Below are 18,769 nucleotides of genomic sequence, written 5' to 3' on the forward strand. Positions count from 1 at the left end.
GGCCTCCACGGCCCTGGGGGCCGCGCCGGGCTTTTCTTCCGATTCAAGCCTTCGGGGGCCGCGCCTTGAGCGCCGCCTGGATGCCTTCCAGCGCGCCCGGGTCCTCGATGGTGGTGAGGTCTCCCGGCTCGCGGTCCTCCGCCACGGCCTGGATGCTGCGGCGGAGCAGCTTGCCTGAGCGCGTCTTGGGCAGGTTCGCCACCACGTACACCGCCGCGGGGCGGGCCACGGCGCCCAGCGTCCGGCCCACCGTGTCCATCACCTCGCGCGAGAGGGCGTCCCGGTCCTCCTCGCGTTGCAGGCGCGCGGGGTCCCTGGGCACGGCGAAGGCCATCACCACCTGGCCCTTGAGCTCGTCCTTCACGCCCACCACCGCCACCTCGGCGATGGCCGGGTGGCCGCTGATGGCCTCTTCAATCTCACGCGTGCCCAGGCGGTGGCCCGCCACGTTGATGACGTCGTCCGTGCGGCCCAGGATGAAGTAGTCCCCATCCGCGTCGCGCGTGGCCCAGTCGAAGGTGTTGTAGAGGGGCGTGTCGAAGCTCGCGAAGTACGTGGAGACGAAGCGCGCGTCGTCGCCCCACACCGTGGACAGGCAGCCCGGCGGCAGCGGCGGTTGAATCACCAGCACGCCCTTCTGGTCCGCCGCCGTCACCTCTTCACCGCTCAGCCCGTCCACCAGCTTCACGCGGTAGCCGTAGATGGCCGCGCCCGGTGAGCCCAGCTTGCGCTTGCGCGGCTCCACCCCGGGAACGGGCCCGAGGATGGGCCAGCCCGTCTCCGTCTGCCAATAGTTGTCCAGCACCTGCGTGGACGGCAGCGCGTCCGAAATCCATGCGTGCGTGGGCGCATCCAGCGGCTCTCCCGCGAGGAACAGGTAGCGCAGGCTGGACGTGTCGTGGCGCTTCAAGAACGCCGCGTCCTGCTTCTTCAGGATGCGGATGGCCGTGGGCGACGTGAACATCACGCTCACCCGGTACTGCTCGATGAGCCTCCACCAGACGGCGGCGTCCGGACGGATGGGCAGGCCTTCGTAGAGCACCGTCGTCATGCCGTTCAGCAGCGGGCCATAGACGATGTACGAGTGCCCCACCACCCAGCCGATGTCGGAGGCGGTGAACATCACCTCTCCGGGCTGGCCCGTGTAGATGTGGCGCATGGACGCGGCCAGCGCCACCGCGTAGCCGCCCGTGTCTCGCTGCACGCCCTTGGGCTTCCCGGTGGTGCCGGACGTGTAGAGGATGTAGCTGGGCTCGGAGGACTCCATCCACTCCACCGGCACCTGCGCGCCCTCGTGCTCGCGGCCCAGCGTGGCGAAGTCCATGTCGCGCCCCGGCGTGACGGGGCTGTTGGGAACGAGCCCCCGGTCCAGCACCAGCACACGCGCGGGCGGGTGCTTCGCGAGCGTGAGGGCCTCATCCACCAGCGGCTTGTAGGGCACGACGCGGCCCGCGCGCATGCCCGCGTCCGCCGTCACCAGCAGGACGGGCTTCGCGTCGTCGATGCGCATGGCCAGGCTGTGCGCCGCGAAGCCGCCGAACACCACCGAGTGGATGGCGCCCAGCCGCGCGCAGGCGAGCAGCACGAAGACGGCCTCCGGCACCATGGGCATGTAGACGATGACGCGGTCCCCGCGCTTCACGCCCTGCGAGCGCAGCATGGCCGCCGTCCGGTTCACCTCCGCGTGGAGCTGCGCGTAGGTGTACTGGCGGCGCTGGTCCGTCTCGGTGGACTCGAAGACGAGCGCCAGCTGGTCCGCGCGGGTGGCCAGGTGCCGGTCCACGGCGTTGTGGCACAGGTTGGTGCGCCCGCCGACGAACCAGCGCGCGAAGGGCGGCCGGGAGGCGTCCAGCACCGCGTCGAAGGGCCGCTCCCAATCGATGAGCCGGGCCTGCTCCGCCCAGAACGCCTCCGGCGCTTCGATGGAGCGGCGGTAGAAGTCCAGATAGCTGCCCATGCGGACGCTCCTGCGAAGGGGATGTGTCCGGACGATACCGGAAAGCCGCGCGGGAATAATCGCGGGCCCCGGCGTAACCCCTTCAGCCGTTGACTGAAGGAGTCCACACCATGAAGCGTTTCACGCAGGCGTTGGGAACGTCCGTCGCGCTGGCCCTGTTGGCCGTCCCCGTGGCCTATGCCGGGTCGAAGACGCAGTTCTTCGTGACCATCAACACGACCGCCCGCACGGCGTACGGCGCGATGGGCACGGCGCGCAACAGCGCGGACACCGTCCAGAACATCTATTGCCGCACCTTCGCGGACACGACCTCCGGTGAGTCGGTGCGGTGCTTCGCCAACAACACGGCGAGCGGCAACGTGTCCTGCTACTCGTCCTCGCCGGCGCTCGTGCGCAGCGTCCAGTCCGCCAACGACTCGGCCTACATCTATTTCTCCTGGGACGCGGCCGGCGTCTGTCAGACCATCGACGTGCTCAAGGGTTCGCACCTGGAGCCGAAGGCGCCGTAGTCCCGCTGCTTGCGTCACGCCCCCGGAGCCTTCGATGAAGACCTTCCTCCAGACATTCTTGTCACAGGTCCCGGGCATCGCGCTCGGCATCACCGGGGGCGTGGCGCTGACCTTCGCCACCCTGGAGTCGCGGGTGGAGCGGATGCTGGACGCGAAGCTGGATGCACAGCTCGCCCGGCTTCTTCCCCTCGTGCAGCCCCGCCCCGCGCCCGCGTCCGTGGTGATGCAGACGCAGGACTCCCGCGAGGAGCTGCGGCTCATCCGCGAACAGCTCGCCGTGCTCGCGACCCGGCAGCCCCTGGAGGCCCCTGCGCCCCCGGAGCCCACGGAGCCCGGGGAGGAGGCACGCCCCGCCCCCACGCCCGAACAGGTGGAGGCGTCCCGTCAGAGCCAACAGGTCCTGGCGGACGCCATCACGCGAGGCCGCTGGACGGAAGCGGATCAACAGCGCTTCCACCAGGCCCTCCGCGCGGGAACCCGCGACGAGCGCGAGGCCATGGAGCGCAGCCTGTCCCTGGCCATCAACAGCGGACAGCTCCGGCCCGTGCCGGGCGACGAGCGGTAGCGCGCTCTGGTGAGCCACACGCCCCCGTCCCCTGGCAACCCGCCAGGGCCAGCTGGGTTTGTAGCGTGCGCCGTCACCGTTGGGCCTCCACTGGAACGGCTCGGATACACTCGCGCTCTCGGGAAGGTCTTTTGTGCCCGTCCAGGAGCCACCGCATGCACGCCGCCCCTTCCGACTCCGCGGTCCTTCCGCCCCGGCTTCCCGCGGGGCTGCCGTGGGTGGGACAGGGGCTGGAGTACCGGAAGGATCCGCTGGGCTTCTTCCTGCGCTACGCGGACCGGGGTGCGGTGGTGCGGACCCGCTTCGTGGGGACGGACATCTACCTGCTCAACACGTCGGAGGCCATCGAGCACGTGTTGGTGAAGAACTTCCGCAACTACCCGAAGGACGCCTTCCAGAAGCGCGCCCTGGAGGTGGTGGTGGGCCACGGCCTGTTCACCAGTCACGGCGACTTCTGGATGCGGCGGCGGCGGATGATGCAGCCGGCCTTCCACAAGAACCTGCTGGCCGCGCACGGGAGTGTGGCGGTGAAGGCCGCGAACACCTGGATGGCGTCACGGCGGGAGGGAGCGCCCTTCGACGCGTACCCGGAGATGATGGCGCTGACGTTGGACGTGGAGGCGGAGACGCTCTTCGGCGCGAACCTCTCCGCGCAGGCGCGGGAGCTGGGGCGGGCCATGGAGGCGGTGATGCTGCACGCCCAGCACCTCTTCGACACGCCCATCTCGTTGCCCGCCTGGGTGCCCACGCCGGGGCAGTGGCGGTTCAGGGCGGGCCTGCGCGCCCTGCACGCCGTCGTGGACGACGTAGTGGAGCGCCGAAGGAGGCAGGGCTGCCCTGGAGAGGACCTGCTGGGCCTGATGCTGGAGGCGCAGGCCGAGGACGGAGAACACCTGACGGACGCGCAGCTGCGTGACGAATGTCTGACGTTGATGATCGCCGGGCATGAGACGACCGCCGCCGCGCTGGCGCTCAGTCTGTGGTTGCTGGCGCGCCATCCCGAGGCGCAAGCAGCGCTGCGGCAAGAGTTGGCCACGGTGCTGGGAGGCCGCGAGCCCACGGTGGCGGACCTGCCGGCACTGCCGTACTGCGAGCAGGTGGTGAAGGAGTCGCTGCGTCTGTATCCGCCCGCGTGGGGCATGAGCCGGGTGGCGGAGCAGGACGACCGGATGGACGGTGTCCTCGTGCCCGCCGGGACGGTGGTCGCGTGGTCCCAGTGGGCGCTGCATCGGGACGCGAGCCACTTCCCGGAGCCGGAGGCCTTCCGTCCCGAGCGCTGGGCGGACGGACTGGAGCGGCGCATCCCGCGCTTTGCCTACTGTCCCTTTGGAGGAGGGCCCAGGCTCTGCATTGGTGCGGGCTCCGCACTGATGGTCATCCGCCTGGTGCTGGCCACGGTGCTCCAGCGCTTCCATTTCGAAGCCGAGCCAGGGCCCGCGCCGGAGGTCCTCCCCGCCATCACCCTGCGCCCGAAGAACGGCATCCCGCTCACGCCGACGAAGGTGTTTCTTCGGGAGTGACTTCGCTGGCGTTCCCAGCGGCCGGTGCTCTCGCGTCGCGGGAATCCGCTGGACGCCATGCCCGACGTTTCCCAGGCTTGTGCCCATGACGCTTGCACTGACGGCACCGGAGCGCAGTCACCACATTGAGCGTGAGCACGGACGACGGGTGGGGTGGACGGAGTGGGGTGCGCCCGACGGCGTGCCGGTCCTCTTCTGCTCCGGCGCGGCGACGAGCAGCTCGCTGGGCTTTGGCGCGGAGGCGGTGCGCGAGCTGGGAGTGCGGCTGCTCTGCGTGGACCGGGCGGGGCTGGGCCTCTCCCAGCCGGACCCGCTCAAGGACTTCTCCCGCTGGACGGCGGACGTCGCGGCGGTGATGGAGGCTTTGGGCCTGTCGCGGCCCGCCGTGGTGGGCTTCTCCCAGGGCGCTCCGTTCGCGGTGGCCCTCGCGGGAGCAGGGCGGGTGTCCGCGATGGCGCTCGTTGCGGGCCAGGACGAGCTCGCCTACCCGGCGACCCGGGCCCTGCTCCCTCCGGAGGTCGCGGGCATGGTCGCCGCCATCGAGTCGGACCGCGCGGGCTTCGAGGCCGGCTTCGCGGCGCGCGCGGACGCGGACGGAATGTGGGCGCTCGTCGACGGCATGAGCGGACCGGAGGACCGCGCCCGCTACCGCGAGCCCGCCTTCGCGTCCGCGTATCGCCAGGCGCTGCGCGAGGGCTTCGCGCAAGGCGCCAGCGGCTACGCGCGCGACCTCACCCTGGCCATGGGCCGGTGGCCCGTCCCGCCCGAAGCCATCACCGTGCCCGTGCGGCTCTGGTACGGCGGACGCGACACCAGTCCGGTGCACTCGCCGGATGGAGGCGCGCTGCTCGCCACGCGCTTTCCCCGCGCGGTCCGCCACTTCCTGCCGGACGAGGGCGGCTCGCTGCTGTGGACGCGCGCACGGGACATCCTCCGGGACCTGCTGGCCGCCGCGGCCTGAAGCGCGCCCACGGGTGAACACTCCATGCGTTGTCGTTCCCGGGGGCGGACGATTTTCCGGCCCCGGACGCTTCCGGTTCCGAGGTGCCGGCCCCACTTTTGGCGGTGAGGAGTCACACACCCCATGGATGCGGACGGCACATCGGAGCTGGGAGCCGCGAAGGTTCCCCTCGTATCCAACCAGAAACAGCAGCGCACGCGGCGCACGCCCCGGAAGCTGAAGCCCTCGCGGCTGCAGGCCGTGGACTTCCGCTCCGTGGAGGAGCGCATGGACGCGGGCCGAGCCCTGCGCAAGCGCTGTCCCCGGAGCAGTCACGCGACATGGAAGCCCTTCCGAGGACGCGACCCGCTCGCGCAGCTCAAGGAGTCCGACGCTACGCGGCTGCCGTGGCTGGTGCCCGTGCGCCATGAGCGCATGTCCGAGTCCCCGTTCGCCTTCCTGCGCGGCACGCCCTTCGTCATGGCGCGCGACCTGGCCCACACGCCGCACAGCGGCCTGCGCAGTCAAATCTGCGGCGACGCGCACCTGGCAAACTTCGGCCTCTTCGGCACGCCCGAGCGCAACCTCATCTTCGACCTCAACGACTTCGACGAGACGCTGCCCGGCCCCTTCGAATGGGACGTGAAGCGTCTGGCCGCGAGCTTCGTCGTGGCCGCGAAGCAGAACGGCCTGGGCGGGCGCTGCGGAAAGAAGGCCGCGCGCAAGGCCGTGGAGTCCTACCGGCTCACGATGCGCGAACTGACGACCCGGAGCCTCCTGGAGGTCTGGTCGCTCCACGTGGACGCGAAGGAGCTGAAGAACTCCGAGTCCGACGACACCGCGAAGCTCGCCGCGCAAGCGGTGGAAAAGGCGAAGCGCCACACCAGCGCGCACGCGGTGGAGAAGCTCACCGTGGAGCGCAACGGCCAGCGGCACCTGGCCTACCAGCCGCCCCTGCTCTTCCCGCTCAGCGCGGTGAAGATGGACGTGACGCCCGCGGAGTTGGAGCGGCGCATCAAGCGGCTCACTGTGGGCTACCTCGAGTCGCTGGACGGCGCGGTGCGCGACTTGTGCCTGCGCTACCGGCGCAAGGAGTGGGGCTTCAAGGTCGTGGGCGTGGGCAGCGTGGGGCTCCAGGCCTACGTCGTGCTGTGTGAAGGCAACGGCGGGGAGGATCCGCTGGTGTTGCAGCTCAAGGAAGCGAAGGCCTCCGTGCTGGAGCCCTACCTGGGCCCCAGCGAGTTCCACAGCGCGGGCGAGCGCGTGGTGGTGGGCCAGCGGCGCATGCAGGCCTTCTCCGACTTGTTCCTCGGCTGGACGGAGGTCCAGGGCATGGGCGCCTTCTACGTACGCCAGCTGCGCGACATGAAGGGTGCGCTGGACGCGGAGAAGATGGACGCGCCGGTGTTCCAGGACTACGCGGACGCCTGTGGGGCCACCCTGGCCCGCGCCCATGCACGCACCGGCGACGCCGCGCTCATTGCCGGATACCTGGGCACCAAGGAACACTTCGATGAGGCCGTCACCGAGTTCGCCTGCGACTATTCAGATCAGGTGGACTCGGACTACGGGCACTTCATCGACGCGCAGGCGAAGGCCCTGGAGGCGCTGACGCACTGAGCGGGGCAGCGCGATTCCGTCTGCTGTCCGTTGAAGCTGTCGCGCCCCAAGGTCAGGATGCAGCGCTTCCTGATCTTCGGGGGACGCAATGAGGCTGGCCGGAGCCGTCACGCTGTTGCTGCTGCTCGCGACGGGGTGTGCGACCCGCAGCGTTGTCCATATCGATACCGGGAGCGGACCGTGGGTTGCCCACGAGCCGGTGGAGGTTGCCCCGGTCCAGGTGAGCGAGGACGCATTCACGTCCGCCCTCACGCAGCTCATCCTGGACATGCGCATGGACGTTGCGTTCCGGGAGACGGAAGCAGCGGACGCGCGAGGGTGGGTGCGGTCCAGGACGCTGCTCGCCTCCTCGGAGGGGCTCGCGGACTCCGGCTCGCGGAGTTCGCCTGAATCCTTGTACGCGCGCCTCTGCCCCGACGCGGATGACTGCTTGACCCTGGTGGGCGGGACGGGGCTGACGTTCTCGCGCAAGGACCGGACGCTCATGGCCTTGTCCTTCGCGCTCGATAGCGTGTGGGAGAGCGTCGAGGCCGAGGTTGGCAAGATGCTGAACCCGGCGGCACTCAAGGCCATGGTAACGGCAGCCGCGCTGAGCGTGCTTCTCACCATGACGCTTCCCGAGCCTGTCACCAAGGCCATCGCCGTGGTGCTGACAGCCGCCATGGTGGCCTACCTGGGCATCCTGCCGGTCTGGGAGATGGGCCAGGGCTTCGTGCGGCTTTGGGACGATGCAGGAACGGCAACGAGCGTCATCGAATTGCAGGACATCGGTCACCGATTCGGGCGGGTGTTGGGGACCAACGGCACGCGCGTCCTGGTGCTGCTCGTCACGGCGGCGCTTGGCGGGAAGAACGCGATGGCGGCCCAGGGCCCCAAGCTCCCGGGCTTCCCCCAGGCCGCGCTCCGAGGACAAGCCGAGGCGGGATTCTCACTTGGGGCAGCGCTGAACGGTGGCGTGGCGTCCATCGCGCTGCCCGCCGCTGAAGCGCTCAACATCGCGTTGGCTCCTGGGGCAGCGGCTGCTCTCGCGATGTACTCGAACGGCCAGATTCCAGGTGACGCCGAAGGGCCGGTTCATCACATCTGCACGAACAAGAACCTGGTCTCCGCTGTGTCCGGAGGGCCTTGGACGCCGCAATGTGCAAGGCTATTTGCCCGGGCTGGGATGAAGCTGGAGGACGTCGCGAACCAGGTACGTCTGAAAGCCCATCAGGGGCCGCACCCACGCGAATACCATCAGGCTGTTCTCGACCGGTTGGAGAAAGCGTTGGGGCGATGCAAGTCAGAGGAGACGTGCCGGGTCCGCCTGATTGAGGAACTGGCGAGGATTGCAGGGGATCTTCTTACGACTGGCACGGAGTTGAGGCGACTGGTCGTGGTGGGTGGAGGCTGAGATGGCGCGAGAGTTCTACGCAGTGGAGATTGGGGATGTCGCTCAATGGTGCCTTGACACACCCGTCCCCACGGAAGGAGGAGCACTGGAGGCTCCGTGGATGTTCGTGGAGGGGAGACCGGTGACTGACCCGGGACCGCTCAAGACAGTCCCCTTTCACATTGATGTGAAGCGCACCTTTTCGGTAGCCAATGCAGACCGCACGCCCATTGCGAACGAGCAGGTCGCGAGCGTCTTCCGGGAACTCGCACCTGACGACGCGCAGTTGTTCCCGATAGAGATTGAGGGGACGCCAGAGCGATACTACGTCGTCAACGCGACCCGGCGCTTCAAGTGCATTGACGAAGCCAACTGTCGCGAGGTCCAGGTCTATCCACCGGACGGGGCTGTACCCGAGCGGGTAGGCGAATACCGCTCAATCTCTGGCCTGCGTATCGACACTTCAAAAATTGAAGATGCGCGTGTCTTCCGCCCCATGGGGTGGGAGCTGGCCTTGATTGTCTCCGAGGAGATCAAGGAGGGGATTGAGAGAGTCGGCAACACGGGAGTGTTCTTCAACCGCGTGACGGGGCCGCATTGAAGCTAGCCGCGGAGAAGATGGCGGGGATGGAGGCCCTGACGCACTAACCCGTCATCCGCGTCCAATCGTCTTCGTGAGCGAAGAGCCTCACGCCCAGGCGTTCACAGACGTCCGCGTGCGCCTGGGCGGCGGGGCCTCCCACCCAGAGGGGCAGCCCCTTGGGCAGCGCGGCCTGGATGCGCGTCAGCACGTCCTCGAACACCGTGGCGCCCCGGTTCGTCACCGCCGACAGGCCCACCACGTCTGGCTTTGCCCGCGCCACCGTCTCGCCCAGTCCCTCCGCCGGCACGCGCTGCCCCAACAGCGTCACGCGCACCCCCGTGTGGCGCAGCCGCAGCGCCGCACCCAACAGGCCAATCTCGTGCTCCTCCTCCGGGAAGCACGCCAGCACCGCGTGCTTGCGCCCTCCCCGGGGTGCACCGTGCAGCAGGCTCACCAGCCGCTCGCGCACCACCTGCGTCACCAGGTGCTCCTGCGCCACCGTGAGGGTCCCCGCATGCCAGCGGTCGCCCACCTCGCGCTGCACCGGCACCAGCACGTCCTCGAAGGCCTTCAACGGCGGCAGCGCCGTCAGCACCTCGTCCAGGATGCGCACGACGCGGGGTTGGTCATACGCCTCGGCCGCGGCCAGCACCACCGCGCGCCATGTCTCCGGCTGCGAGCCGGAGCCGGTCCGCGCCTGGGGACTCTCGGCGGACGGAGGCGCCACCACGTCCAGCTCCGCGCGCAGCTGGGGCACCAGCTTCGCCGCCTCGCTGATGGCCACCCCCTCGTCCGTCAGCGCCTTGAGCCGCTTGAGCAGGGCCACGTCGCGGTCGGTATAGACGCGGTAGCCCGCGGGCGTGCGCTCCGGCTCGAGCACCCCGTAGCGGCGCTCCCAGGCCCGGATGAGCTCCACCCGGACCCCCGACAGCTCCGCTGCGATGTGGATGCGATAGGTGCGCTCAGCCATGGTGTGCGTGCTTTACGGTCGGTTTTGCGCGTTTCGCGCCTGCTGCCAGACGGCGATGAGCTCCTCCTCGGACTCCGCGTACTGCGCGCCCAGGGTGAACAACGTCTTCAGGTGCTCCCGCGCCCCAGGCCCGCCTACCACCACCGGCGCCGGCGCGCACGCATGCATCGCTCCGGACAACACCGCGACGAAGTCGTCCGAATCCCGGCGGCGGATGAACGACAGCGCCACCAGGTCCGGGCGCACCTGCAAACACGCCCCCTCCAACGCCTCCGAGGGCGTGTCCGCGCCCAGCAGCGTCACCCGCCAGCCCCGCGCCTTCAGGTGCACTCCCAGCGCCAGCAGCCCACCCTCGTGGTGGTCCCTCGCCGGACACGCCAGGAGCGCCCGGGGCCCCTCCCCCACGCGCTCCATTCCCGCCAGCAGCATGCGCAGCCGCTGCCGCACCAGCGCGGACGCCAGGTGCTCGCGGGCCACGTCCAGGCGGGAGGCCATCTCGCGCAGCAGCGGAATGAGGACCGTGTCGCAATACGTGGTCGCGCCCAGCCCCACCTGGGCCGCGGACAGCGCCGCGTCCGCGGCCTCCGCGTCCAGCACCATCACCGCCGCCCAGAAGCGCTCCAGGTGCCGCGCTTCCGGCGGGACGGCCGTCCGGGGCTCGTCGCGCACCTGGGCGATGGCCTCGCTCACCGAGAGGCCCTCCTCCATCAGCTTCGCCACCCGGCGGACGGCCTCCACCTCGTCGCGTGAATAGACGCGGTAGTTGTTCTCGCTGCGCTCCGGGCGCGGGAAGCCATGGCGGCGCTCCCAGGCGCGCAGCGTGGCCTCGCGGATGCCGGTGAGCCGGGCGATGGTGCGGATGCGCAGACTCATGGGCCCAGGCCTCGCGCGCGGTCCCAGCGCTCCGCCACGCCTCGCGCCCCCGACACCTTTTGCGTGAAGCCCTCCAGGCTCGTGGCCTCGGACACCCGCCGCACCACCGCTTCCAACCCACTCTGGAAGCGCTCCAGCGGACCGGCCTCGTGAACCTCGCCCACCTCCAGCAACACGTCCGGCCGCTCGTGCTCGAAGAAGGCGTAGCGGATGGCGATGGGCACGCACTCCGCCTTCGCCGCGCGGGCGAGCAACTCCACGCCGCGCTCCAGCTTCAGCGGGTGGACGCCGAAGGGCCGGTGCTCGCCTTCCGGAAAGACACACACGGCCGCGCGTGGCTTGCGCAGCAATTCCTTCGCGTACCGCAGCGAGGAAAGGGACGACATCGCGTCCTGCTTGCGGATGCTGAAGGCGCCCATCTTCGTGTGGAAGGGATAGCGGCGCAGGTTCTCCTCGTCCATGAGGCAGTACCCGTCCCAGTTCGCCGCCTGGCAGAGCTGGTGCAGCACGAAGCCGTCCCACCAGTTGGAGTGGTTCAGGTAGACGAGCCGGCCCACGCCATCGGCGGGCAGCTCGCCGCGCACCCACAGGCCCCGGAACGTCGAGCGGACCTTCCACCCGATGTACCGGTCCACCGCCCACCCGAAGGGCCCACCCTTGGCCGCGCGAATCAAGACGCCCGAGCCTCCCTGATCCGCAGGAGCGCCGTGAACAGCGCGAGCCCCAGCGACACCAGCACGCTCGTGATGAGGAAGAAGAGGATCTCCTCCAGCGGCACTGCGCCAATGTACACGCCCACGTGCCGTCCCTCTCCGAAGTTCCAGATGCCGGTGGAGATGGCCAGGTGGTCCGCGATGGACAGGTACACGCCCACGACCAGGGCCGGGGGAAGCACCGCGCGCAGCACCTCGCCCGAGCGGGCCTTGTAGTGGTTCACGAGCACCGCCAGCTGGATGGCAATCACCGGCAGCGTCCACGCCAGCAGGTGGATGAGGTACGCCCAGCGTGTCTCCATCATGGCGACACCTCGGAAGGCTCCAGGGTCCGCTCCGCGCGGACGGGCTTCTGCTCTTGAGACACGGGCTGAGGCTTCTTCGCCAGCACACGCTCCAACCGGTCGCGCGCCCACAGGCCCACGAGCAGCGTCTGGAGGCCGAAGAAGAGGTACTCCTCCAGCGGCAGGTAGCCCAGCTTCACGCCCCAGATGCGCTCCGGGTCGAAGCCCCACAGGCCCCACTTCACGGCCATGTTGTCCCACGGCGACGTGGCCGCGTAGACGATGATGAGCAGCAAGCCCAGGGGCGCGAGCCCCCGCCACGACAGCGTGCGGCGGTAGCGCACGAGCAGGAACAGGATGGGCAGGACGACGAAGAGCCCCAGGAAGCGCGCGTAGGTCATCCCGGGCCTCCACTCCACTGCGACGCCACCCGCACCATGCGTCCCCCAGCTTCCAGCGCGTAGGTATGGCCGCGCCAGGTCACCCTCCCCTGCCGCGTCAGCGAGGCCGCGAAGGCCGCGAGCAGCAGCAACTCACCCTGCACCCAGTCCGTCAGCGCGTGGCCCCGGTCCGCTTCCGAGGGCACGCGGCTCAACGCGGCGAGGCGCAGCGACAGCAGCGTGCGCACGGCGACGAGCGCCGCCACCGCGAGCCATACGGTGACCTCATGGAGCCACGCGGCGAGCAGCAGCAGCGGCACGGTGGGCGTGAAGAGCAGCGGCACGGTGGGATACAGACCCGGCCGGTGGCTCGCGAGCACCTGCATCCACCGCGTGAAGCGCTCCAAAGGCACACGCCAGGATGCCCCGTTGGCGACAGGCACCCACGCGGGCGCGGGGCTCAGCGCCACGTCCAGTCCCTGCGCGTGAAGCCGCTTCGCCAGCTCCAGGTCCTCGCCAATGTGGTCCGACAGTCCGGCCAGCTCTTCCGCCGCGCGCGGTGACAGCCCGAGCGCCTTGCCGCACACGGCCTGCGCGCCCGCGCTCATCGCGTGCAGCGCGCGGAAGCTGTGATGCGTGTAGCGAAGCAGCCCCGCCATCGCGCGGCCCGCCGCGTCCACCGCGCCCACGGGCGTGGGAGCGGCGGTGCTCAAGGCGGCGCCGGCTACAAGGGGAGAGGCAAGGCCCTCCACCAGCGCGCCCGTCACCGCCACGTCCGCGTCCACCGCGAGCACCACCCGTCCGCGAACGTCCAGCGTCTCCAGCGCGTAGAGCAGGTGGCCCACCTTGCGGTTGGGGCACACGGGGTCGCTCGGAAGCCAGCGCACGCCCTCGGCCAGGCGCGGCCGGTACGGCGACAGCACCACCTGCTCCAGCGGCCCCGCGTAGTCGATGGGGTGCGCCAGGTTCTCCAGCTCCAACGGCGTGGGCGCATCCACGGGGCGCAGGAGCAGCACGGAGGGCAGCGCCCCCCCAGCCGTCACGGGTGCACGGCGATACAGCCGCGCCAGCGCCACCGCGCTGAAGCCACCGGCCATCACCGTCCACCCGAGCGTGAAGAAGCCGAGCGCGTTCATGGCGTCCGCCCCTTGCGCTCACGCAACGGAGCCGCACGCGCATGCCGTTCCACGCCCTCGGGCATGGACTCCGCCCACATGGCTGGGAAATGAGAATCCTGCGCGGTCCCCCCGCCGGGGGCGCGCCGCACGAACCTGTCCGACTGTCGGACAGGTTTGGAAACCCCTGGCCCCGCCCCGGCACCTGCCAGGGTCGGGAGGCTTCCGCCCTGTGCGAACAGCGGAAACCTGTCCGACTGTCGGACAGGTTTGGTGACCCCTGGCCCCGCCCCGTTGCGTGCCGTGGTCAGGCGGTTGCTGCTCCATGCGGGCAGCGGGAACCGGTCCGACTGTCGGACAGGTTTGGTGAAGTGCGGGGATGGCCGGGGGCCTGGAGACATCCAGCTGAGTCCTGCCTGCATGAGCGCGGTCATGCGGCCCTCCCCATGCGCGTGCGGAAGTGCGCCATCCAGCGGATGAACGGGGAATGGAAGCGGCGGAAGTCCGCCACCTCTCCCATCGTGTCCAGCGTGTCCCGCCTCGACTCCAGCCGCGCGTAGAAGGGCGAGGACTCCAGCAGGTGCGGTACGCCCACCACCTCGTCGCCCGTGTGCAGCTTCGAGGGGACGCGCAGCCCCCAGCCCGTCAGGTTCGTGGGACGCGCCTCGGGGTTTGGGCCGCGCTCGCACACCACGCCATTCGACCCCGCCACCATGCGCACCGGCGCCACGCCGTCCGGCAGGTGGTAGTCCACCACCGTGTGGTTCGCGTGGTGCGTGCGCGCCCAGTGCCAGCCGGACAGCCGCGCGCCCAGCAACTCCTGGCCGTGGTTCGTGTCGTGGTAGCCCATCCCCTCGGCCGTCACGCCCAGCGTGGACACCTCCAGCCGCGCCTCCGACCGGGGCGCCAATGCCTGCCAGTAGTGCGGCAGGCCCGGCATGAGCTGCACCTCCGTGCCCCGCCCCGTCAGCGGCCGCAACGTCAGGCTGGCGCGCACCGGACGGCCCCACGGCGCCGTCCCGTCATCCACCTCCATGCGCACCGTGCCATCCACCGCGTGCGTCAACGTGGAGCGGCCGATGCGCAGCCGCCCCGGTCCCTGCAACTCCACGCGCGGGTACTCGCTCAACACCCACAACTTGCGCACACCCTGGTGATAGAGCGCGAAGTTCACCGCGCTGTACGCCAGCGGATGGCCCCCACGTCTCGCCGCGACGGAGTAACGCGGTGAGAACAACGACCCCAGCATGAAGATGCACACCGCGCTGTACGGCCCGGCGGTCACGTCGGCGTAGAACCAGCGGTACGCCCCCGCCATGTCCGGCAGCGCGGGCAGCGCGCACGACTCCGCCGCGTCGGACAGGCGGTTCTGGGCGAGGACGGACTTCATGCGACCTCCCGCAGGTGCGCGGACGCCATCTGGGCCGCGAACCTGCCCGACAGCATCACCAGCGGCACCCCGCCGCCCGGATGCGTACCGCCGCCCGCGAAGAACAACCCCGGCGTGCCACCCCGGATGCGCGGCCTGCGGAACGGACCGAAGCGGCCATGCGGCAGGAAGCCATAGATGGAACCCCCCGGAGCCCCGCGCGCCGCCAGGTCCACCGGCGAGCGCTGCCCCACCACGCGCACGCGCCCCTTCAACGCCGGGTAGTGCCGGACGAGCTTCTCGAACATCTGCTCACGCACGCGCTCCGCGCTGGATTCCCAATCGCGCCGCGCCTGCTCCGCCCTGCCCTCCTCCAGCGGCATGGCCGGCGCGTTCACCATCACGAACAACCCCGTGCGGCCCGGTGGCGCCATGCTCGAATCCGTGGCGGACGGGTTGCAGACATACACCGTCGGGTCCGTGGCGAGCTGTCCCGCGAAGAGCTCATCGAACTCCTTCCGGTAGTCCCCGCCAAACATCACCGCGTGGTGCGGCACCGCCGTGCGCCCCTCCACCTCCAGGAGCAGCACGAAGCCGGACAGAGACAGCGGCTCCGACTCCCGGCGCAGCGACGCCAGCGGATCCGCGTTCACCACCACGCTGTCGAACACCTCCGCGACCGGCTCCACTCGGTAGCCTTCGGTGATGCGCTCGAAGCGCGCGCGTGTGTCCAGGTGCACCGTCACGCCCAGCCGCCGCACCGCCTGCCCCAGCGCCTCCACCAGCGCGCCGATGCCGCCGCGCACGTGGTGCACGCCATACGCGTGTTCGATGTGCGGGATGAGCGCGAACGCCGCGCTGGACGCGTACGGCGACCCGCCCGCGTAGGTGGCGAAGCGGCCCACGTACTGCCTCAGGTGGTCCGTCTGGAAGTGCTTCGCCGCCAGCGCGTGCAGCGTGTCCAGCTTCATCCCCGCCAGCATCGCGCCGATGCCCCGGCGGGCCACGCGCGCCATGAAGCCGGCCATGCCCTCGAAGGGGGCTTCCAGGTAGGGCTCTCCCGCCGCGCGCCAGATGGCCGCGGCCTCCGCGTAGAAGGAGTGCACGCCCTTGCGCTCCACGGGCCGCAGCTCCGCGGCGCTGTCCGCCATGCGCTCCAGGCCCTTGTACGCCGTGAAGCCGCACCCGTCCGTGAAGTGGTAGGTGCACTGCGGCTCCAGCTCCGTGAACGGCGGCAGCAGGTCCAGCGCGTCCAACTGTTCGAACGTGCCGCGCACCAGCGCCGGCAACGTGAGCAGCGTGGGGCCCGTGTCCAGCGTGAGCCCCTCCACCGCCACCGCCTGCGCCTTGCCGCCCAGGGACGGGCCGCCCTCGAACAGCGTCACCGCGTGGCCCTCCTTCGCCAGGAGTCCCGCGGCCGTCAGCCCGCCAATGCCGCCTCCAATCACCGCCACGCGCGAGGCCTTCATCGCGAGCCTCCCGTGCCCGTGGGCAACAGCGGCACCGGCGCGGACGGCAGGTCCAGGGACGCTTCCGGCAGCGCGGCCCGGGGCCGCAGGAACACTTTCGCCGTCAGCTCCAGCTTGCGCCCCGTCGTCGTGTGGGCCCGGCCGCTGAACACGTCGTAATCCCGCGCTTCGATGTCCCGCAGGATGTCGCCGTAGATGGCGCCCATCAGCCGCACCATGCGCTGGCTGCCAAAGCCCGTGAGGTAGCGCACGCCCGCCGCCGCCCGCGCGTAGTACGCCCGCGCGCGCTGGATTTGAAAGCGCATGAAGTCGCGCCACTTCGCGTCCACCCGCCCCGCGCGCAGGTCGTCCTCGGTGATGCCAAAGGCACGCAGCTCCTCCGAGGGCAGGTACACCCGGCCGCGCTCCAGGTCCTCGCGCACGTCGCGCAGGATGTTGGTGAGCTGCATCGCGCGGCCCAGGTCCGCCGCCGGCTCCACCGCGCGCGAGTCCTCGCAGCCCAGCACCGGCGTCAGCATCAACCCGACCACGCCCGCGACGCGGTAGCAGTACAGGTCCAACTCCTCCCACGTGTCGTAGCGCGCCTTCGTCAGGTCCATCTCCATGCCGGAGATGAGGTCCTGGAAGGGCTGCTCGGGAATCCGGTAGTGGTGGATGGTGTGGCGCAGCGCCGCGAACTCGCTCGGGTCCCACGGCGACGGCGCCTCCGCGGAGGGCTGGCGCGCGGAAGGCGGGCCCAGCTCCTTCGAAGCCAGCTCCGGCAGCGGCAGATACACCTCCGCCACGCGCTCGCGTGCACGAGCCAGCCGCGTCGCCAGGTCCATGGGCGCTTCACCCGGCAGCGCGCTCTCGCCCGCGTCCACCAGGTCGTCCAGCCGCCGGCAGAAGGCATACAGCGCGAAGGCCGCCTTCCGCCGCTGTCCGAAGAGGAGATACGACGCGAAGAAGAAGCTCTTGGCGTGGTGGCGCGTGACGACCCGTGCGCGCCGGTAGCCCTGAGCGATGAGCGGTTCAGAAGTGGTGACGCTCATGCCGCCACCTCCACCGCAGGAACGCCCGCGCGAGGCGACAGCGCCACGCCCTGCTTGCGAGCCCACGCCGTCAGCCGCTCGGTGACGAGCCGCGCGGAGATGAGCACCGTGGGCAGGCCCGTGCCCGGCTGCGTGGAGGCGCCCACGAAGAAGAGGTTCTTCACACGAGGATCCACGTTGGCCGGGCGGAAGGGACCAATCTGGAAGAAGTTCTGCGCCAGCCCGAACGCGCTGCCGCGCGCCAGGTTGTACGTGCCCGCCCAGTCATCCGGGGTGAAGACACGCTCCACTTCGATGTCCGCCTCCAGGTCCGGGTAGCCCAGCTCCGCCATGCGCTGGAACACCTTCGCGCGCACCTTCGGGCCCTCCACCTTCCAGTCCATCCCCGGGTGCTGATGCGGCACGGGCACCAGCACGTAGAGCGAGTCCTTCCCCTCCGGCGCCAGCGACGGGTCCGTGCGCGTGGGCACGTTGACGTAGAAGCTGGGGTCCTCCGGCACGCGGAAGCGCTGGAAGATGTCATCGAACGAGCCCGTGTAGTCCCGGCCGAACATCACGTTGTGATGCAGCAGGCCCGGCACCTTCTTCTTCATGCCCAGGTAGAGCATGTAGCCGCTGGAGGTGAAGCGCAGCTTCTCCCCCCGCTTGAACGGCGCGTCCTTCGGATCCAGCAGCTTCTCGTACGCGTACGGCAGGTCCGCGTTGCAAAGCACGGCGTCCGCGGACACCACTTCGCCGCCCGCGAGCCGCACGCCCGTGGTGCGCCCGCCTTCGGTGAGGATGCGCTCCACCGCCTGGCCGTAGTGCAGCGTCACGCCCTCCTCGCGCGCCAGCCGCTCCAGGGCGAGCGGAATGGCATACAGGCCGCCCTTCGGGAACCAGATGCCCACGCCCAGCTCCGTGAAGGGCAACAGGCCATACACCGCGGGCGACTCGAAGGGAGACACGCCCAGGTACATGGTCTGGAACGTCATCGCCGCGCGCAGCCGGTCGTCCTGGAAGTAACGGCTGACGTCCGCGTACATGCGGCGGTGCGCGCGTGCCTTGAAAATCTTGGCCAGCACCCCGGGGGAGAAGTAGTCGCTCACGCCGTTGAAGTTGCGGCCCACGAAGTGGTCCAGGCTGATGCGGTACTGCTCACGGCCCTGCGCCATGAAGGCCAGGTAGCGCTGGAAGCTGCCCGGCTCCACGCGCTCCAGCTCGCGGCCCATGGTGCACAGCTCGGACGTGAAGGTGACGTCCGAACCGTCGCGGAAGTGCACCCGGTAGTTCGGGTCGCACCGCACCAGCGTGAGGTAGTCCTCGATGCGGCGGCCCAGCGCGCGGAAGGTCTCCTCGAACACCTCCGGCATCAGCACGATGGTGGGGCCCACGTCCCAGGTGAACCCATCCACCTGGAGCTGGTTGCACCGGCCTCCCGGGCCGTGCGTCTTCTCGAAGACCTGGACGTCGAAGCCCTGCCGCGCGAGCCTCGCCGCCGCGGCCAGCCCGCCCACCCC

General features: G+C 70.1%; 18 protein-coding genes. 7 read left to right on the top strand and 11 right to left on the bottom strand.

What is annotated here, in order from left to right; translation table 11 throughout:
* Nucleotides 1-43 precede the first annotated feature (43 nt).
* Nucleotides 44-1,957, bottom strand: coding sequence for a propionate--CoA ligase (locus tag D7Y21_RS23545; RefSeq protein WP_121715830.1), 1,914 nt, complete (start codon nt 1,955-1,957; stop codon nt 44-46).
* 110 nt (nt 1,958-2,067) lie between these two features.
* Here D7Y21_RS23545 and D7Y21_RS23550 point away from each other — a divergent pair, with 110 nt between their 5' ends.
* From D7Y21_RS23550 to D7Y21_RS23580, 7 genes are all read left to right on the top strand, one after another.
* The gene (locus D7Y21_RS23550; protein WP_121715832.1) at nt 2,068-2,466 is read left to right on the top strand and encodes a hypothetical protein; all 399 of its coding nucleotides are present in this window, start codon (nt 2,068-2,070) and stop codon (nt 2,464-2,466) included.
* Between the two features lie 34 nt (nt 2,467-2,500).
* Nucleotides 2,501-3,031 carry a hypothetical protein gene (locus tag D7Y21_RS23555; protein ID WP_121715834.1) on the top strand — a complete coding sequence of 177 codons (531 nt, stop codon included), beginning with the start codon at nt 2,501-2,503 and terminating at the stop codon, nt 3,029-3,031.
* 155 nt (nt 3,032-3,186) lie between these two features.
* Nucleotides 3,187-4,551, top strand: a complete 1,365-nt coding sequence (locus tag D7Y21_RS23560; RefSeq protein ID WP_121715836.1) for a cytochrome P450 — start codon at nt 3,187-3,189, stop codon at nt 4,549-4,551.
* 85 nt (nt 4,552-4,636) lie between these two features.
* Nucleotides 4,637-5,512: an alpha/beta fold hydrolase gene (locus D7Y21_RS23565; RefSeq protein ID WP_121715838.1), complete on the top strand. Its 876-nt coding sequence runs from the start codon at nt 4,637-4,639 to the stop codon at nt 5,510-5,512.
* 123 nt (nt 5,513-5,635) lie between these two features.
* Nucleotides 5,636-7,111 (top strand): DUF2252 domain-containing protein, encoded by a 1,476-nt coding sequence (locus D7Y21_RS23570; protein WP_121715841.1) that lies wholly within the window; start codon nt 5,636-5,638, stop codon nt 7,109-7,111.
* An 88-nt stretch (nt 7,112-7,199) separates the two neighbouring features.
* Nucleotides 7,200-8,504, top strand: coding sequence for an AHH domain-containing protein (locus D7Y21_RS23575; protein WP_121715843.1), 1,305 nt, complete (start codon nt 7,200-7,202; stop codon nt 8,502-8,504).
* 1 nt (nt 8,505) lies between these two features.
* Complete coding sequence (locus tag D7Y21_RS23580; RefSeq protein ID WP_121715845.1) at nt 8,506-9,084, top strand: imm11 family protein; 579 nt, start codon at nt 8,506-8,508, stop codon at nt 9,082-9,084.
* A 43-nt stretch (nt 9,085-9,127) separates the two neighbouring features.
* On the opposite strand, the gene D7Y21_RS23585 is transcribed toward D7Y21_RS23580, so the two are convergent.
* The 10 genes from D7Y21_RS23585 to D7Y21_RS23630 all read right to left on the bottom strand — a co-directional run.
* Entirely contained in the window at nt 9,128-10,036 is a 909-nt protein-coding gene (locus tag D7Y21_RS23585; protein ID WP_121715847.1) for a MerR family transcriptional regulator, read from the bottom strand.
* A gap of 12 nt (nt 10,037-10,048) precedes the next feature.
* Complete coding sequence (locus D7Y21_RS23590) at nt 10,049-10,909, bottom strand: MerR family transcriptional regulator (RefSeq protein ID WP_121715850.1); 861 nt, start codon at nt 10,907-10,909, stop codon at nt 10,049-10,051.
* Nucleotides 10,906-11,583 (bottom strand): lysophospholipid acyltransferase family protein, encoded by a 678-nt coding sequence (locus D7Y21_RS23595; protein ID WP_120562229.1) that lies wholly within the window; start codon nt 11,581-11,583, stop codon nt 10,906-10,908. The genes D7Y21_RS23590 and D7Y21_RS23595 overlap by 4 nt, the downstream gene beginning before the upstream one ends.
* Entirely contained in the window at nt 11,580-11,927 is a 348-nt protein-coding gene (locus D7Y21_RS23600; RefSeq protein WP_121715852.1) for a lycopene cyclase domain-containing protein, read from the bottom strand. Before D7Y21_RS23600 ends, D7Y21_RS23595 begins: the two co-directional genes overlap by 4 nt.
* Nucleotides 11,924-12,307 carry a lycopene cyclase domain-containing protein gene (locus tag D7Y21_RS23605; RefSeq protein WP_121715854.1) on the bottom strand — a complete coding sequence of 128 codons (384 nt, stop codon included), beginning with the start codon at nt 12,305-12,307 and terminating at the stop codon, nt 11,924-11,926. Before D7Y21_RS23605 ends, D7Y21_RS23600 begins: the two co-directional genes overlap by 4 nt.
* The gene (locus D7Y21_RS23610) at nt 12,304-13,422 is read right to left on the bottom strand and encodes a glycosyltransferase (protein WP_121715857.1); all 1,119 of its coding nucleotides are present in this window, start codon (nt 13,420-13,422) and stop codon (nt 12,304-12,306) included. The genes D7Y21_RS23605 and D7Y21_RS23610 overlap by 4 nt, the downstream gene beginning before the upstream one ends.
* Before the next feature lie 409 nt (nt 13,423-13,831).
* Nucleotides 13,832-14,791: a carotenoid 1,2-hydratase gene (locus tag D7Y21_RS23615; RefSeq protein ID WP_121715859.1), complete on the bottom strand. Its 960-nt coding sequence runs from the start codon at nt 14,789-14,791 to the stop codon at nt 13,832-13,834.
* Nucleotides 14,788-16,239 (bottom strand): NAD(P)/FAD-dependent oxidoreductase, encoded by a 1,452-nt coding sequence (locus tag D7Y21_RS23620; protein ID WP_121715861.1) that lies wholly within the window; start codon nt 16,237-16,239, stop codon nt 14,788-14,790. The genes D7Y21_RS23615 and D7Y21_RS23620 overlap by 4 nt, the downstream gene beginning before the upstream one ends.
* Nucleotides 16,236-17,270, bottom strand: coding sequence for a phytoene/squalene synthase family protein (locus D7Y21_RS23625; protein ID WP_121715862.1), 1,035 nt, complete (start codon nt 17,268-17,270; stop codon nt 16,236-16,238). The genes D7Y21_RS23620 and D7Y21_RS23625 overlap by 4 nt, the downstream gene beginning before the upstream one ends.
* Nucleotides 17,267-18,769: NAD(P)/FAD-dependent oxidoreductase (locus D7Y21_RS23630; protein ID WP_121715864.1), on the bottom strand; the 1,503-nt coding region annotated here is incomplete at its 5' end. The genes D7Y21_RS23630 and D7Y21_RS23625, both read right to left, overlap by 4 nt.

The sequence above is a fragment of the Corallococcus sp. AB045 genome (assembly GCF_003668895.1).
In the GTDB taxonomy this organism is placed as follows: domain Bacteria; phylum Myxococcota; class Myxococcia; order Myxococcales; family Myxococcaceae; genus Corallococcus; species Corallococcus coralloides.